The organism is Companilactobacillus paralimentarius (assembly GCF_963227125.1).
Taxonomy (GTDB): Bacteria; Bacillota; Bacilli; order Lactobacillales; family Lactobacillaceae; genus Companilactobacillus; species Companilactobacillus paralimentarius.
Genome location: NZ_OY724131.1, coordinates 1,423,730 through 1,439,182, shown reverse-complemented (window position 1 = coordinate 1,439,182; position 15,453 = coordinate 1,423,730). Strand labels below are relative to the sequence as shown.

Below are 15,453 nucleotides of genomic sequence, written 5' to 3'. Positions count from 1 at the left end.
TATGAAAGAGGGATAAAATGAGCAAAGTAAAAATCCTTACCGATTCATCGGTACAATTAACACCAGAGGAAATAGAAAAGTATAATATTAGTGTCGTTCCTTTGACAATCAGCATTGATGAAAAAACTTATGTTGATGGCGTTAATATCACACGAGAAAGATTCGTTGAAGAAATGGATTCTTCAAAGGATTTGCCTAAGACATCTCAACCATCAATTGGAACGTTTATGGATGTCATTGATAAGGTTCCTGATGACTATACAGATATTTTAGCCTTGATTATGACGCCGTCTATTAGTGGTACCATTAATGCAGCTAGACAAGTTGAAGATATGGTTGATCGCAATATGGAAGTTATTGATACAGAATTTACAGATCGTGCCCAAGGCTTCCAAGTAATTAGAGCCGCTCAAATGGCCCAAGAAGGTAAATCTGTTGAGGAAATTAAACAGGCTTTAGACGAACTTCGTGCGCATACTTATCTTTACATGGGTGTAACAAGTATTGAAAATATTCTACGTGGAGGTCGTTTGAGCAGATTTGCCGGAACGCTTTCAACCTTATTGAATATTAACTTGGTTCTAACAGTGAAGAATAATAGTCTAGATATTGTTAAGCGTGGTCGTGGTCGTAAGACAATTGAAAAGTATATGAATAACGTAATGGAAGAAATCAAAGGTTTAAAGAATATTAAAGCTGTAGGAATTTCTTATGTTGATAAAATGGATTATGTTAATGAGTTAAAGGCCAAATTGGAAGAGATTATTCCTGATGTGCCACTACTCATAAGAGTAACAAGTCCAGTTATTGCTACACATGCTGGTTCTGGAGCCTTTGCAATTGAATTTTATACAGAGTAAAAGCTGATGAATGCATCAGCTTTTTTTTGAAAGATGGATTAATTAATGAAGAAGAAAAGTATTTGGATTATAATCATAGTTTTAATATTAATCGTAGTTGGCGGTGGAGCCTATTATTTCACTAACAATAAGCAAAGTGGACAGTCTACTACACAAGTAACTAAAACAACCAAGAAAATAGTAAAACCAAAGAAAAAAGTTATTCCTAAAAAGAAACAAATTAGTATTGTTGCAGTTGGAGATTCACTGACACAAGGGGTCGGAGATTCTTCTAAAGCAGGTGGCGGCTATGTAACTCGTTTACAGTCTAAAGTGCAAACAAAGTTTAATGTTCCTACACAGTCACACAATTATGGTGTTTCCGGTGATACAAGTAATCAGATTATGGCTCGTATCAAGTCTGACAAAAAGATGCACCAAGATTTACCCAAAGCTGATATCATCACCGTGACAGTTGGTGGTAATGACTTTATGCATTTATTGCAGCGTAAAGGAATTGATCTAACTGCAGGTGATATTGCTGATGAACAGGTTAAATTTGATAAAAGATTAAAACAATTATTGACTGATTTAAGGAATTATAATGATTCAGCCCCAATTTATTTAATAGGTATTTATAATCCTTTTAGTATCTATTTATCGAATGTAAAAAATGCTAAAATAGCATTCATTAACTGGAATAAAGCATCTGCTAAAGTAGCCAGTGAATTTAATAAAACCTATTTCATTGATATCAATAATCTATATCAAAATAAGACTATTGATAAAAAAGTTAAGAAGACAGGAACTAATCCTTATCTTTATAAGAAAGATCATTTTCATCCCAATGGGACTGGTTACGATATGATGACTCAAAGAGTGTTCGATGAAGTTAGTGTTACGAAAAAGGAGTGGCTTTTTAAATAATTATGAAGAATAAGAATTATTGGAAATATGCATTTATTGCTTTAGTAGCAATTCTAGTAGTGGGTTTTGGTTATTTAGGTACTAAGGTCTTAAGTTCACCGTCGGAGAACTACCAAGTTAGTTCTAAGATCAATAATGATGATAAAGTTTTTACTGTTAATATGAATAAGAGTGAGGCCAATAAAATGGCCCAGTACTATTTAAAAAATACTTTGAATAATGGTAAAACTGAATATCAATTAGTTTTGAAAAAAGATGCTGAATTGTCTGGTGCAATTAAATTCTTGGGTGCCAAAATCCACTTCACAATTTTGATGCAACCATATGCTAAGACTAACGGGGATGTACTCTTAAAAGCTAAAGAAATGAAGATTGGGGACTTATCGTTGCCAATTTCCTTTGTAATGAATTATATTAAGAATAGTTTTAAGACCCCTGATTGGGTAAGCATTAACGGTAAAGACAAGACAATGTTGTTGAAATTTACTAAATTTACTACCAAAGAAGGATACGGTATTCGTGCAAAGAATATTGATTTGAAGCATGATAAATTATCATTTGAGGTAATGAATACAAAGATCACCGACAATCAATAGAAGGGAGTAAAGATGCGAAGAAGTTTTTATGAATTTTTGATGACACTGAGAAATGCGGACAGTGTTGAACCAGATGCAGAATTTGCAAATAATGCATTTCACGATCAATCTTTTCCTAAGCATGAGGAGAATTATCAAAAGATTTCAGACTATTTAGAATTGAATGCAGGTTATTTACCCAGTATGTCAATTTTTGATGAGGTGTACCAAAAGTATCAAGAAATAGATAGAAAATAGGTGAAGACAATGGCATTACAGTGGTATCCAGGACATATGAACAAAGCGAAGAATCAAGTCCAAGATCGGCTTAAATTAGTCGATATCGTACTTGAAATCGTTGACGCAAGATTACCTTTTTCATCCAGAAACCCCGTTTTGGAACAAATAATTGATCAAAAAAAACATATTATTATTCTTAATAAGTCAGATTTGGCAGATCCAAAAGTAACGGCTGACTGGAAACTCAACTTTGAACAAGAAGGTACTAAATCAATTGAGCTAGATGCCAAGCACAATAAGGGCCTAGGTAAAATCAAGAGTCTGATTCGTTCAGAGTTGTCAGATAAGATTGACCGTTATGAACGTAATGGTGTGCAAAATTATCGAATCAAAGCAATGTGCATAGGAATTCCTAATGTCGGTAAGTCGACTATTTTGAACCGTTTTGTTGGGAAGAATGTTGCTATTACAGGCAATAAACCCGGTGTAACTAAGAATCAAAACTGGCTAAAAACTAATATTGGAATCGATTTACTCGATACTCCAGGTATTTTGTGGCCTAAGATCGATGATCCCAAAGTAGGAATGAAATTAGCTTTGTCTGGTGCAATTAAAGATAAAATCTATGCACCGGATGATGTAGCCATTTATGCGCTTAATTTTATGGAAACTCATTATATGGATCAATTGCTTGAAAGCTACAAATTAGATAAGTCGGATATTTTTAATCATACAACGCCAGAAGTTTTAATGGATCTAACGAAAAAATTTGGTTATAAGGATGACTACGATCGAGCTTCCAGAAGAATTATCGACGATGTTAGAAAGTTGAAATTGGGACGTCTTACATTTGATATTCCTGGGGAGTTTTATGAAGAGTAAATATACGATTGCTGAAGCAAAAGATATTCTGAAACAAACTGATGTGAGTGAAAAGCAACTGAATGAATTTTCACAAGATGAACGTAGTGGGATTAAAAAATTATTAGAGCAATATTATAAGAGACAATTGAAACAAAAAGCATTGATTGAGAAATTTCACAAAAAAGAATTTCTTGAAAAACCATTTTGGGATCATGGGTTAGCAGTAGCTGGAGTCGATGAAGTGGGACGTGGTCCTTTGGCAGGTCCTGTCGTTACGGCTGCTGTTATTTTGCCAGCTGATAATACTTTGTATGAAGTTGATGATTCTAAAAAATTGTCGATTGCAAAACGTAATGAGCTGTATAAGTTAATTTGTGCACAAGCAATAGATATCAGTGTAGCAGTGGGTAGTCCACAATTAATTGATCAGGAAAATATTTATCATGCAACAGAATTGACAATGGGAGATTCAATTAATAAGCTCTATTTAAAGCCTGATCATATCTTAGTTGATGCCATGACGATTCCTGTTGATATACCTCAAACAAAGTTGATTAAGGGTGATTCTAAGTCGTTAAGTATCGGTGCTGCTAGTATTGTTGCCAAAGTTTCTCGTGATAAGTTAATGACGATGTATAGCAAAATCTATCCAGAGTTTGGTTTTGAAAATAATGATGGTTATGGTACAAAACAACACTTAAAAGCTTTAGATGAGTTTGGTCGCACTAAGATTCATCGTTTGAGTTTTTCCCCCGTTAGAAAAATTTCTAAATTATATTAAAATAGGAACATCACTTTCGTAATTTAAGTTAAGGGAGTGATGTTTTTATTATGAATGAATTAACTGGTTTTTTAATTAAGTGTCGTTTAACAGGAATGATTTCGAATCAAATAATGCTAAAAATTATAAAAAAATCTATAAATAGTGCTAATCTAATAACTGAATCCTTTAATTTATTAAAACAGGAGTGGGGCTTAGATAAGTTTCAACGTTTCCGTTTCCTATTTGATAAGCAAAAAACAGGTTCGTTAAAAGCTGTAAATTATTTGGATTTTGAGTATCCGGAATTGTTAAGAACGATTTATAATCCGCCCGCACTCTTGTTTTTTGAAGGGAATATTGCTTTACTTAAAACTGAATGCATCGCGATCGTTGGTGCTAGACAAGCATCAGATTATAGTTTTCGTTGCATAAGTGGTCTTGTCCCACGACTTGTAAATCGTTATACTATTGTGAGCGGTTTAGCTAAGGGAGTTGATTCTTGGGCTCATCAGACCGCATTAAAGAATCAGGGACAGACGATTGCTGTGATTGGTAGTGGTTTGGATGTGACTTATCCTAAAGAGAATTTTCACTTACAGGCGGAAATTATGAAAAAGGGTTTAGTTATTACCGAATATCCACCAATGACGAAAATCGAACCTTGGCATTTTCCTCAACGAAACCGGATAATTGCTGGTCTCAGTCAAAAAGTCGTTGTTACCGAAGCAAAAAAACGTAGTGGCTCTTTAATTACTGCTGATTTAGCTTTGGAGAATAATCGGGATGTTTTAGCTATTCCCGGTAGAATCGACGTTAACCTTTCGGCTGGTTGTAATAAGTTGATTGAGGAGGGAGCCATCCCTTTGATCAATTTCAATGATTTATAAACGATGTTTGAAAGATAAATGTATCTTTTGAATTGACAAAATAAAATTCTGTGATTAATATATTGAACAGTTTTAATTGATTCATTTTGGAAAGGAGCACTTTGCGTGCCATCAACACAAAAGAATTTGGTGATTGTTGAATCACCATCAAAAGCAAAAACAATTGAGAAGTATTTGGGACGTAATTATCACGTAGTTGCTAGTTTAGGTCACGTTCGTGATTTACCTAAGAGTCAAATGGGTGTCGATATTGAACATGACTATGAACCAAAGTATATTTCTATTCGTGGTAAAGGCCCAGTTATTAAAGATTTAAAGAAGGAAGCAAAAAAAGCTAAGCGAGTTTATCTGGCAGCCGATCCGGATCGTGAAGGTGAAGCTATTGCTTGGCATGTTTCTCACTTATTAGGATTAGAAGATGATGGTAAGAATCGTGTCGTCTTCAATGAAATTACAAAAGATAAAGTTAAACAAGCATTTAAGACTCCAAGATCAATTGATATGAATTTGGTTGATGCTCAACAGGCCAGACGTGTATTGGATCGATTAGTGGGTTATTCAATTTCCCCAATTCTTTGGGCTAAAGTTAAAAAGGGACTCAGTGCTGGACGTGTTCAGTCGATTGCTTTGAAACTTGTAATTGAAAAAGAAAATGAAATCAAGAGTTTCGTTCCGCAAGAATATTGGACGATTGAATCAACATTTAAGCATGGTAAAGATAAATTTAAAGCTAATTTCTATGGACTAGATGGAAAGAAAGCTGAATTAAAAAATAATGATCAAGTTCAAGAAGTATTAGGTCGTGTCGATAAAAAGAACGATTTTGAAATTGATAAAGTTACTAAGAAGGAACGTAAAAGATTCCCAGCTGCTCCATTTACAACTAGTTCTTTACAACAAGAAGCTAATAAGCGCCTAAACTTTAAGACTAGAAAGACCATGATGATTGCTCAACAATTGTACGAAGGAATCAATTTGGGACGTAAAGAGGGTACAGTTGGTTTAATTACTTATATGCGTACTGATTCTAAACGTATTTCTAAAGTTGCTGAAGCAGAGGCTTCAAAGTTCATCCATGAAGAATATGGGGAACCATTCGCAGCTATTAAGGAACGTAAGGATAAAAATCAAGAAGGGGCTCAAGATGCCCATGAAGCTATTCGCCCTTCATCTACTATGAGAACACCTAAATCTTTAAAAGATGTCCTTAGTCGTGATCAATATCGCTTGTACGACTTAATTTGGTCAAGATTTGTTGCCAGTCAAATGACACCAGCTGTTTTTGACACTATGACAGTTGATCTTTCTCAAAATGGAGTCATGTTTAGAGCTAATGGTTCTAAAATGAAGTTTGAGGGATATCGTAAGGTCTATCAAAGTACATCTGAAAAAAGCAAAAAGGATAATATCTTGCCAGAGATTGCTGAAGGTGATAAGGCTAAATTGCAATCCAATGATCCGGCTCAACACTTTACACAACCACCTGCAAGATTTACTGAAGCTTCATTAGTTAAAGCTCTGGAAGAAAATGGTGTAGGACGTCCTTCAACCTATGCTCCAACTATTGATACAATTCAGAGACGTTATTATGTTAAATTGAACGGTAAGAGTTTTGAACCAACTGAACTTGGTGAGATCGTTGACAACTTAATTCAAAGTTACTTCCCAGATATCGTTAATATCGACTTCACCGCTAATTTGGAAGATGAATTAGATAATATTGAAGAGGGTAAAGAAAATTGGGTTAAAGTAGTCGATCGTTACTACAAACCATTTGCTAAGGAACTTGAATCTGCTGAAGATAAGATTGAAAAAGTTCAAATTAAAGATGAACCAGCAGGTATGGATTGTGATATCTGTGGTGCTCCAATGGTAATTAAGATGGGACGCTATGGTAAGTTTTATGCCTGCTCACGTTTCCCAGATTGTCGTAACACTAAGCCAATTGTCAAAGAAATTGGTGTGATTTGTCCTAAGTGTAAAAAGGGTCAAGTTATCGAAAGAAAATCTAAGAAGAATCGTATTTTCTACGGTTGTTCAAGATATCCAGATTGTGATTTTGTTTCATGGGATAAACCAGTTGGACGTGATTGTCCAAAAGATGGTCATTACTTAGTCGAAAAGAAGGTTAAGGGTGGTCGTCAAATACTCTGTCCAAACGGTGATTATGAAGAGGACATTCAAAAATAAATGATAGAACAAGAATTAATCGATAAATTTGTTGATAATTTAATGGTTAATCATCATTACTCAAAAGAAACAAAAAAATCTTATTTAGAGGATATAGATAATTTTGTTTCTTTTTTGTCTAAAAATGGTGGTTTTACTGGATTTACAAAAATTGGACGAGTCGATGTTGAAACTTATTTAACATATTTAGATGAAGAAAACTATGCCACCGATACAGTGGCACGAAGAATTTCAGCATTGCGATCGTTCTATAATTTTTTAGTGAGAAATAAATTTATTAAACAAAATCCATTTGATTTAGTACAGATACGTCACAAAGGGCGCAAGTTACCACGGTTCTTTTATGAAAAAGAGATGGAAGAATTATTCGATGCAGTTAAAGGCGATGATCCTTTATCTCAGCGAAATTCAGCTTTATTAGAATTGCTCTATGCCACTGGCATGCGTGTGAGTGAATGTGCTAATCTAGTACTAGACCAGCTTGATTTCGCTAACAATATTGTTCTGATACATGGTAAAGGGGATAAAGATCGCTATGTTCCCTTTGGAAGTTATGCAAAAAGTGCGTTAGAGAAATATTTTAATGACGGTCGCAAGGAATTGATGCAAAAGAATCATCAGGATCACCAATATGTTTTTGTAAATAGTCGTGGCAAAGGTTTGACAAGTAGAGGAATTGAGTATATCTTGAATCAAATTATCAAGAAAACCAGTTTAACAGCTGATATTCATCCGCATATGATTCGTCATACGTTTGCTACTCACATGTTGGAACATGGTGCTGATTTGAGAACGGTTCAGGAATTATTGGGACATGCAAGTTTGTCGACGACACAGATATATACGCACGTCACAATGGAACATTTGCAAAAAGATTATAAAAAATATTTTCCAAGATAGAAGGTAAATAAATGACTACAATAGTTGCTGTAAAACACAATGGACACACCGCAATCGCTGGTGATGGTCAAGTTACATTAGGTGAAAAATATATTATGAAGGGCTCAGCCCATAAAGTGAGACGCATTTTTGATGATCAAGTTGTCATTGGATTTGCTGGTGGTGTAGCAGATGCTATTACACTCCAAGATTGGTTAGAAAAGAAATTAAAGGCTTATTCAGGTAATTTAAAACGTGCTGCGGTTGAATTGGCACAAGATTGGCGCAAAGATTCAACTCTACAAAAGCTTGAAGCTATGTTAATTGCTATGGATAAAGATAATCTTCTTTTAATTTCTGGTAGTGGTGAAGTTATTGAACCGGATGAAGATGTTGTAGCAATTGGTTCAGGTGGTAATTTTGCACAAGCGGCTGCCATCGCCATGCAACGCCACGCTAAAGATATGGACGCCCAAGAAATGGCCGTTGAAGCTATCAAGATTGCTTCTTCAATCGATATCTTTACCAATGAAAATATTATTTCAGATAAATTTTAATTAGAGTGAGGATTAATAAATGACAGAAGTATTGACACCAAAACAAATTGTTGCTCAATTGGATAACTATATTATTGGTCAAACTGATGCAAAGAAAGCTGTAGCGATTGCTTTATATAATCGTTACCGTCGTATGCAGGTACCTGAAAAGTTACAACAAGAAATCACACCTAAGAACTTAATGATGATTGGACCTACAGGTGTTGGTAAAACTGAAATTGCCCGTAGATTAGCTAAGATTGTTAATGCTCCTTTTGTTAAAGTAGAGGCTACTAAGTTTACTGAAGTTGGTTACGTTGGTCGTGATGTTGAATCAATGGTTCGTGACCTAGTTAGTGTTGCTGTTTCAATGGTTGAAAAAGAAAAGATTGATGATATCAGACCAGAAGTTCGCCGCGATGTTGATAAGAAACTGGTTAAATTATTAGCTCCTGGTGTTAAAAAAGAACAGAAACAAAATAATAATGATTTCATGAGCATGCTTAACAACATGCAAAATGGTGGAGGCCAAGCTTTAGGTAATATCTTTAATAATGCCGATACAGTTGACGACGATCCTGATGCTAATGCTGAGGTTACAGATGATATTCGTAATCAACGTTTGTCAGTTAAAGAACAATTAGATAAAGGCTTACTTGAAGATGAAGAAGTAACTATTAAGGTCGAAGAATCTAAAAAAGTTGGTCCTATGGATGATCAAATGGGACAAATGGGTCTTGATATGAGCGGTATGATGGATTCATTAATGCCTAAGAAGACTATTACTAGAACTTTACCTGTTAAAGAAGCACGTGAATTGTTGATTCAACAGGAATCTCAAAAACGTATTGATCATGATGAAATTTATCAAAAAGCTATTGAAAGAACTCAAAACAACGGAATTATCTTTATTGATGAATTTGATAAAATTGCTGCCGGAGATAAAAAGACTTCAGGTGAAGTCTCTCGTGAAGGTGTTCAACGTGACATTTTGCCTATCGTTGAAGGCTCACGAATTAATACCAAGTATGGTCCAGTTGACACTGACCACATTCTCTTTATTGCTAGTGGTGCCTTTGCTGAAAGCAAGCCAAGTGATTTAATTGCTGAATTGCAAGGACGTTTCCCAATTCGTGTTGAATTACAAGACTTGACTGAAGATGACTTCATTCAAATTTTGACAAAACCAGACAATGCTTTAACAAAACAATATGTTGCGCTTACAAGAGCTGATGGAATACATTTAACATTTACTAAAGAATCAGTTGAAGAGATTGCAAAAATTGCTTTTGAGTTAAATAATAGTAACCAAAACATTGGCGCAAGAAGACTTTCAACTGTATTAGAGAAGATCCTAGCTGATATTCTCTATGAAGGTCCTGATATGCAAATGGGAGATATTACTATTACACGTGAATATGTTCGTGAACAAGTTGGTAAGATTGCCAGCGATCAAGATCTTTCACGTTACATTCTATAGGGGGCAATTATGACAGTCTATCAATTAAAAAATGATTTTTTAACAGTTAAGGTGGAGTCTTTAGGCGCTGAAGTAATCAGTGTCAAGAATACTAAAGGGGTAGAATTCATGTGGCAAGCTAACCCTAATGTTTGGGGAAGACATGCGCCAGTATTATTCCCAATTGTTGGTCGTTTAAAAGATAATCATTATTATATTGACGATAAAGAATATCATATGACACAACATGGGTTTGCTAGAGATCAAGAGTTTGCACTCGATTCTCAATCAGATTCTAAATTGGTCTTGAGTCTAACAACAAGTGAAGCTAGTTTAGAAAAATACCCATATCACTTTAAGTTAAGAATCGTTTATCAATTAGTTAAGGAAACACTTCAGATTTCTTACTTAGTTGATAGTTTGGAAGAATCAGAGGATATGTACTTTTCAATTGGTGCACATCCCGGATTTTCAGTGCCTTTCGAGAAGGGGTTGAATTATGAAGATTTTACTGTCAAAGTTGACCCTAAGGAAACTAGAACTTTGATTCCGATTAATGGTGAAACAGGAAATATTGATCTTAACAATGAAAAGAAAGTTGATAATCAAGACTTTCCATTGAGTCATGAAGCTTTTGTTAATGATGCAATTGTTTATCGGTTGAATGAACCAACACAAGTGACGATTTCAAGTGATAAAAGTGAACATCAAGTTATTCTAGATACAGGTAACGCTAAATTCTTTGGTATGTGGTCCTCATATCCCACAGAAGGCAATTTTATGTGTATTGAACCTTGGTGGGGGATTGCTGATAAAAACGATAGTGACAATCAATTAAAGACCAAATACGGTATTAACCGTTTAGCACCTAATGAACAGTTCAAAGCATATTTCAGCATATCGGTGAAATAAGAATAAAAGTCCTAATGCCATTAAGGTATTAGGACTTTTTATGTACAACGTTTAATAGAGTGGCGATAAAAGAATTAAAGGTACAATTTCAATCTATTTTTAAAAAGGTATCCTGAATAAGGAAAATACTTTACTCTAGGATACCTTTTTAAATTAATTTTTTATTTATGGTTTCGTCTTTGACGATATTGAGCTCTAGTAGGCATGGAATTAGATCCTTGATTAGAAGAATAATTATTAACTTGGCTCTGATGTTTTATACTACTATTACTGCTAATTTTATTGGCAATAATATGCCAAATCAAGAAGCCAAAACCAATAATAAACCCAAGTATGATCCAAACTAGTAAATCCTGATATACTTTATCAGAGTTTGCTAGACCAACGATTCCAAATAGTCCTAATATAATTGCATTAGCTATGTCCCCACCAAGACCGTTTTTCTTTCTAGTAACAATGTATACAATTCCTGTAGCGAGAAAGCCAATTGCCATTATAATACCGGCAGATCCACTGGTATTTCCTTTATTCTCAACTGTATTAACAAATCCAGCGGCCATACTTTCGAAAAAAATAAATAGAGATAAAACAATCATAAGTATGCCAATGACTAATTTAGTAACTTTCAAGATTTAACCCCCCATACGTTATCTTTATAAGAATATTGTATGACATAGTGAAAATGATATACAGTGATTTACTTAGGTCATTATTTTAATCCTGTTTGGCTTTTACCACTGACATTACCATTAGTAAAATTGATTGTGCAGTTAGCACCATCTTCGCCGTCTAATCCAGTTGTATATTTATATATTGTGTTTGTAGTACCATCAACATTTGTTTCAGAGTAATAATTAGGTTTGCCAAGTGTTTGAGTAACTTGATCAGTTGTTTGATCGTTATCAATTTTGGCATAATCGACTAGAGTAATTTTAGAATTTCGATCAACCATAAGGCCAGAGATAGTTTTTTCAATAGCGTGATCATTATAAAATTGTACGATCAGTTTGGAATTCTTAGTACCGTTAGCGATTTTAGACCATGTTTCCATATTAGTCTGTTTATCATTTACCTTGCTTACAGTACTAGTTTTAGATTTACCAAAGAATTTCGTTAAAATATCTAAAGATAGACCGTCCTTGTCACTGATATAAATGCTATTGTACTGTTTTAAAGTTATCCCTGAAGTGGTTACTGATTTTTTCTTCTTTTTGGGTTTGGTCTTTGAAGTAGTAGTTTTCTTTTGAACATTCGAAGTATTTTCCTGGGAATGAGAATATAAATAATAACCGCCAGCACCTCCACCAACAATTAAAAGAATAATTATGATCCAAAACCACCATCTTTGATAGAAAGATTTTTTAAGACCATTTGAACGACGATATTCGGATCTACTAGGATATTTTTTATCCATTGTCATGTTCCCCCTAAACGGTGCTAATCACTTTAATCATATTTTATCAGTAACTAGGGCTTTTGAGGATTAATTTAAAGAAAATGAAAGAAAAAAACGGCCAATTTAAATGGTCGTTTTTTAGAATTAGTAATTATTTTTGTTGTTCCTTTTGTTGTTTCTTATATCTCAAACCAATTGGAACTAAATTTTCTTTTCCTTTGAGTAGTCGCTTGATATTGGGAATATGACGTACATAAATAATAACAGTAATAATGGCGGCAACGGTAGTTAGAATCCAATCGTGAAGGAATAAGGTGGCAATCGTAAAGAATAATATCGTGGTCAAACTAGCAACACTGACCATGCTGGTTGTATAAACGATTGTGGCAAGAAAAGCAAAACAGATGACAAATAGTAGAGGATTATAAGCCAAAAGTATTCCTGCACTGGTTGCGACAGCTTTTCCACCACGGAATTTAAGGAAGATGGAGAAACAATGTCCGATAACGGCAAAAATACCGATGAATAAAATCCAGTGACGATCGAGATTAAAGAAGACTGGCATCAATGCACCTAAAGTTCCCTTTAAAATATCGATAACTAGGACAACTGTTCCGGCAAATTTGCCAAAAACACGATAAGCATTGGTAGTCCCTACGTTTCCACTACCGTAATCAAAAATATTTTTATGAAAGAAAACTTTTCCAACGATATAGGCAGTTGGAAATGAGCCAATTAGATAGGCTAATATTGCACAAATGAGAAGTTTCATCAAAAAATCACTCTCTTAGCTTTATTTTTTTGGTATATTGTATTTCTATGGTGCTTTTATTAGAGAATTATAAATACCAACCTAGACATTATCCACTATTTTGTTAGAAATTAAAAGATTTCTTATGTACGAACATATATTCGTGTTAAGGTAATAGTGTTATAATATTGAAATATTGCACTACGTAGTAAATGAAAAGGAATGATATAAATGCCAAAATCATCTTATGATGATTCGTCAATTCAAATCCTTGAAGGATTAGAAGCTGTACGAAAAAGACCAGGTATGTACATTGGTTCCACTGATTCACGTGGATTACATCACTTGGTATATGAAATTGTCGATAATGCAGTCGATGAAGCTCTATCAGGATTTGGTAAAGAAATCAACGTTACTATCAATGAAGACAGTAGTATTACTGTCGTTGATCATGGACGTGGAATGCCAACAGGGATGCACGCTAGTGGTAAACCAACTATTGAAGTAATTTTGACGGTTCTGCATGCTGGTGGTAAATTCTCAGAGAATAGTTACAAGACGTCTGGTGGACTGCACGGTGTTGGTTCTTCAGTTGTTAATGCTTTGTCAGAATGGATGACCGTTCGAGTTGTTCGTGATCACAAAGTTTATGAAGAACGTTTTGAAAATGGTGGTCATCCAGTTGGAACTTTGAAAAAGACAGGTACTACCAAGGAGGATAGCGGAACGACTATAAGCTTTAAACCAGATGCTACTATCTTTCAAACAACAAAATTTAACTATGATACATTAGCTGAAAGATTACGGGAATCAGCTTTCTTGTTAAAGGGCGTTAAATTCACTATTACTGATAAACGTGGTGAAGAAGAGAAACAAGATATTTTCCATTACGAAGATGGTATTCAATCATTTGTAAAGTATTTGAACGAAGGAAAAGATGCTTTAGGTGGTATTTTCTACGTTGAAGGTACTAACTCTGACATTGAAATTGAATTTTCTGGTCAATATAATGATGGTTATTCGGAGAACATCATCTCGTTTGTTAATAATGTTCGTACTGCTGATGGTGGGACACATGAAGCCGGAATGAAGTCTGGATTGACTAAAGCCTTTAATGATTATGCTCGTAAGGTAGGATTGTTAAAGGAAAACAGTAAGAATTTGGAAGGTAGCGATGTTCGTGAAGGGCTATCAGCTATTATTTCAGTTCGAATTCCTGAAGAGATTCTTCAATTTGAGGGTCAAACAAAGGGCAAATTGGGAACTCCTCAAGCTAGATCAGCTGTTGACCAACTAGTTTATGAACAAATGAGCTTTTATCTATTGGAGAATGGTGAACAGGCTCAAATGTTAGTCAAAAAGGCTTTGAAGGCCCGAGAAGCTCGTGATGCTGCTCGTAAGGCTCGTGAGAGTACTCGTAGTGGTAAAAAGAATAAAAAAACTGATGGTTTGCTTTCTGGTAAACTAACTCCTGCTCAATCCAAGAATCCTGATAAGAATGAATTGTTTCTTGTCGAGGGTGATTCAGCCGGTGGTTCTGCAAAACAGGGACGAGATCGTAAGTTCCAAGCTATCTTGCCTTTGCGTGGTAAAGTTTTAAATACTCAAAAAGCCAAGTTAGAAGATATTTATAAAAACGAAGAAATCAATACTATGATTTATACAATTGGTGCCGGTGTTGGTGCCGATTTCAAATTAGAAGATCGTAATTATGACAAAGTTATTATCATGACTGATGCCGATGATGATGGCTCACATATTCAAATCTTGTTGTTGACTTTCTTCTATCGTTACATGCGTCCGTTAGTTGAATCAGGACATGTCTATATTGCTTTGTCACCACTTTACAAGCTTCAAAAGGGTAAAGGTGCTAAAACTAAAATTGAATATGCCTGGACTCCAGATGAACTTCAAAAAGACATCGAAAAGATGGGTAAAGGTTATGAATTGCAACGTTTCAAAGGTTTAGGTGAAATGAATGCCGATCAACTTTGGAAGACAACAATGGATCCAACAAATCGTATCCTAATCAGAGTTAACATTGATGATGCTGCTTTGGCTGAACGTCGTGTAACAACTCTGATGGGTGATAAAGTTAAGCCTAGACGTGATTGGATCGAAGATAATGTTCGTTTCAATGGAACTGAAGAAGGCGACAATATCTTGGAAAAAGTTGATGATGATACTGATCCTATCGATAGTAAACTTGTCGACGATTTATTGAATAAGGAATAG

At 34.8% G+C, this 15,453-nt stretch carries 16 protein-coding genes; 13 read left to right on the top strand and 3 right to left on the bottom strand.

Features of this window, described 5'->3' with window-relative positions; all coding sequences use genetic code 11:
• The first annotated feature begins 17 nt into the window (after positions 1-17).
• The 12 genes from ACI6PB_RS06910 (at position 18) to ACI6PB_RS06855 (ending at position 11,071) form a co-directional block, all read left to right on the top strand.
• A complete protein-coding gene (locus tag ACI6PB_RS06910) occupies positions 18-860 on the top strand; it encodes a DegV family protein (RefSeq protein ID WP_404327207.1) in 843 nt (280 codons plus the stop codon).
• A 45-nt stretch (positions 861-905) separates the two neighbouring features.
• Positions 906-1,766, top strand: a complete 861-nt coding sequence (locus ACI6PB_RS06905; RefSeq protein ID WP_309510907.1) for a GDSL-type esterase/lipase family protein — start codon at positions 906-908, stop codon at positions 1,764-1,766.
• Positions 1,767-1,768: 2 nt separating this feature from the next.
• The gene (locus ACI6PB_RS06900; protein WP_056955705.1) at positions 1,769-2,362 is read left to right on the top strand and encodes a YpmS family protein; all 594 of its coding nucleotides are present in this window, start codon (positions 1,769-1,771) and stop codon (positions 2,360-2,362) included.
• 12 nt (positions 2,363-2,374) lie between these two features.
• Positions 2,375-2,599 (top strand): YozE family protein, encoded by a 225-nt coding sequence (locus tag ACI6PB_RS06895; RefSeq protein ID WP_025084931.1) that lies wholly within the window; start codon positions 2,375-2,377, stop codon positions 2,597-2,599.
• A 9-nt stretch (positions 2,600-2,608) separates the two neighbouring features.
• A complete protein-coding gene (gene ylqF / locus ACI6PB_RS06890) occupies positions 2,609-3,463 on the top strand; it encodes a ribosome biogenesis GTPase YlqF (protein ID WP_025084930.1) in 855 nt (284 codons plus the stop codon).
• Positions 3,453-4,226, top strand: a complete 774-nt coding sequence (locus tag ACI6PB_RS06885) for a ribonuclease HII (RefSeq protein ID WP_025084929.1) — start codon at positions 3,453-3,455, stop codon at positions 4,224-4,226. The genes ylqF and ACI6PB_RS06885 overlap by 11 nt, the downstream gene beginning before the upstream one ends.
• A 50-nt stretch (positions 4,227-4,276) precedes the next feature.
• Entirely contained in the window at positions 4,277-5,095 is an 819-nt protein-coding gene (dprA, locus tag ACI6PB_RS06880; protein ID WP_025084928.1) for a DNA-processing protein DprA, read from the top strand.
• Between the two features lie 105 nt (positions 5,096-5,200).
• Positions 5,201-7,285, top strand: a complete 2,085-nt coding sequence (gene topA / locus ACI6PB_RS06875; protein WP_404327206.1) for a type I DNA topoisomerase — start codon at positions 5,201-5,203, stop codon at positions 7,283-7,285.
• Entirely contained in the window at positions 7,286-8,185 is a 900-nt protein-coding gene (xerC, locus tag ACI6PB_RS06870) for a tyrosine recombinase XerC (RefSeq protein ID WP_025084926.1), read from the top strand.
• Between the two features lie 11 nt (positions 8,186-8,196).
• Positions 8,197-8,721, top strand: a complete 525-nt coding sequence (gene hslV / locus ACI6PB_RS06865; protein ID WP_404327205.1) for an HslVU peptidase proteolytic subunit — start codon at positions 8,197-8,199, stop codon at positions 8,719-8,721.
• A gap of 19 nt (positions 8,722-8,740) precedes the next feature.
• Positions 8,741-10,180 (top strand): ATP-dependent protease ATPase subunit HslU, encoded by a 1,440-nt coding sequence (hslU, locus tag ACI6PB_RS06860; RefSeq protein ID WP_309510908.1) that lies wholly within the window; start codon positions 8,741-8,743, stop codon positions 10,178-10,180.
• 9 nt (positions 10,181-10,189) lie between these two features.
• Positions 10,190-11,071 (top strand): aldose 1-epimerase family protein, encoded by an 882-nt coding sequence (locus ACI6PB_RS06855; protein ID WP_404327204.1) that lies wholly within the window; start codon positions 10,190-10,192, stop codon positions 11,069-11,071.
• Positions 11,072-11,232: 161 nt separating this feature from the next.
• Here ACI6PB_RS06855 and ACI6PB_RS06850 read toward each other — a convergent pair whose 3' ends face one another.
• From ACI6PB_RS06850 to plsY, 3 genes are all read right to left on the bottom strand, one after another.
• Entirely contained in the window at positions 11,233-11,700 is a 468-nt protein-coding gene (locus tag ACI6PB_RS06850; protein ID WP_404327203.1) for a hypothetical protein, read from the bottom strand.
• 80 nt (positions 11,701-11,780) lie between these two features.
• Positions 11,781-12,485 (bottom strand): DUF3862 domain-containing protein, encoded by a 705-nt coding sequence (locus ACI6PB_RS06845; protein WP_025084922.1) that lies wholly within the window; start codon positions 12,483-12,485, stop codon positions 11,781-11,783.
• Positions 12,486-12,618: 133 nt separating this feature from the next.
• Positions 12,619-13,239 carry a glycerol-3-phosphate 1-O-acyltransferase PlsY gene (gene plsY / locus ACI6PB_RS06840; protein WP_025084921.1) on the bottom strand — a complete coding sequence of 207 codons (621 nt, stop codon included), beginning with the start codon at positions 13,237-13,239 and terminating at the stop codon, positions 12,619-12,621.
• A 210-nt stretch (positions 13,240-13,449) separates the two neighbouring features.
• Here plsY and parE point away from each other — a divergent pair, with 210 nt between their 5' ends.
• The gene (parE, locus tag ACI6PB_RS06835) at positions 13,450-15,453 is read left to right on the top strand and encodes a DNA topoisomerase IV subunit B (protein WP_025084920.1); all 2,004 of its coding nucleotides are present in this window, start codon (positions 13,450-13,452) and stop codon (positions 15,451-15,453) included.

Coding starts and splice junctions, on each gene's coding strand:
- ACI6PB_RS06910 (WP_404327207.1), top strand. CDS start 18: ATGAGCAAAGTAAAAATCCTTACCGATTCATCGGTACAATTAACACCA.
- ACI6PB_RS06905 (WP_309510907.1), top strand. CDS start 906: ATGAAGAAGAAAAGTATTTGGATTATAATCATAGTTTTAATATTAATC.
- ACI6PB_RS06900 (WP_056955705.1), top strand. CDS start 1,769: ATGAAGAATAAGAATTATTGGAAATATGCATTTATTGCTTTAGTAGCA.
- ACI6PB_RS06895 (WP_025084931.1), top strand. CDS start 2,375: ATGCGAAGAAGTTTTTATGAATTTTTGATGACACTGAGAAATGCGGAC.
- ylqF (WP_025084930.1), top strand. CDS start 2,609: ATGGCATTACAGTGGTATCCAGGACATATGAACAAAGCGAAGAATCAA.
- ACI6PB_RS06885 (WP_025084929.1), top strand. CDS start 3,453: ATGAAGAGTAAATATACGATTGCTGAAGCAAAAGATATTCTGAAACAA.
- dprA (WP_025084928.1), top strand. CDS start 4,277: ATGAATGAATTAACTGGTTTTTTAATTAAGTGTCGTTTAACAGGAATG.
- xerC (WP_025084926.1), top strand. CDS start 7,286: ATGATAGAACAAGAATTAATCGATAAATTTGTTGATAATTTAATGGTT.
- hslV (WP_404327205.1), top strand. CDS start 8,197: ATGACTACAATAGTTGCTGTAAAACACAATGGACACACCGCAATCGCT.
- hslU (WP_309510908.1), top strand. CDS start 8,741: ATGACAGAAGTATTGACACCAAAACAAATTGTTGCTCAATTGGATAAC.
- ACI6PB_RS06855 (WP_404327204.1), top strand. CDS start 10,190: ATGACAGTCTATCAATTAAAAAATGATTTTTTAACAGTTAAGGTGGAG.
- ACI6PB_RS06845 (WP_025084922.1), bottom strand. CDS start 12,485: ATGGATAAAAAATATCCTAGTAGATCCGAATATCGTCGTTCAAATGGT.
- plsY (WP_025084921.1), bottom strand. CDS start 13,239: ATGAAACTTCTCATTTGTGCAATATTAGCCTATCTAATTGGCTCATTT.
- parE (WP_025084920.1), top strand. CDS start 13,450: ATGCCAAAATCATCTTATGATGATTCGTCAATTCAAATCCTTGAAGGA.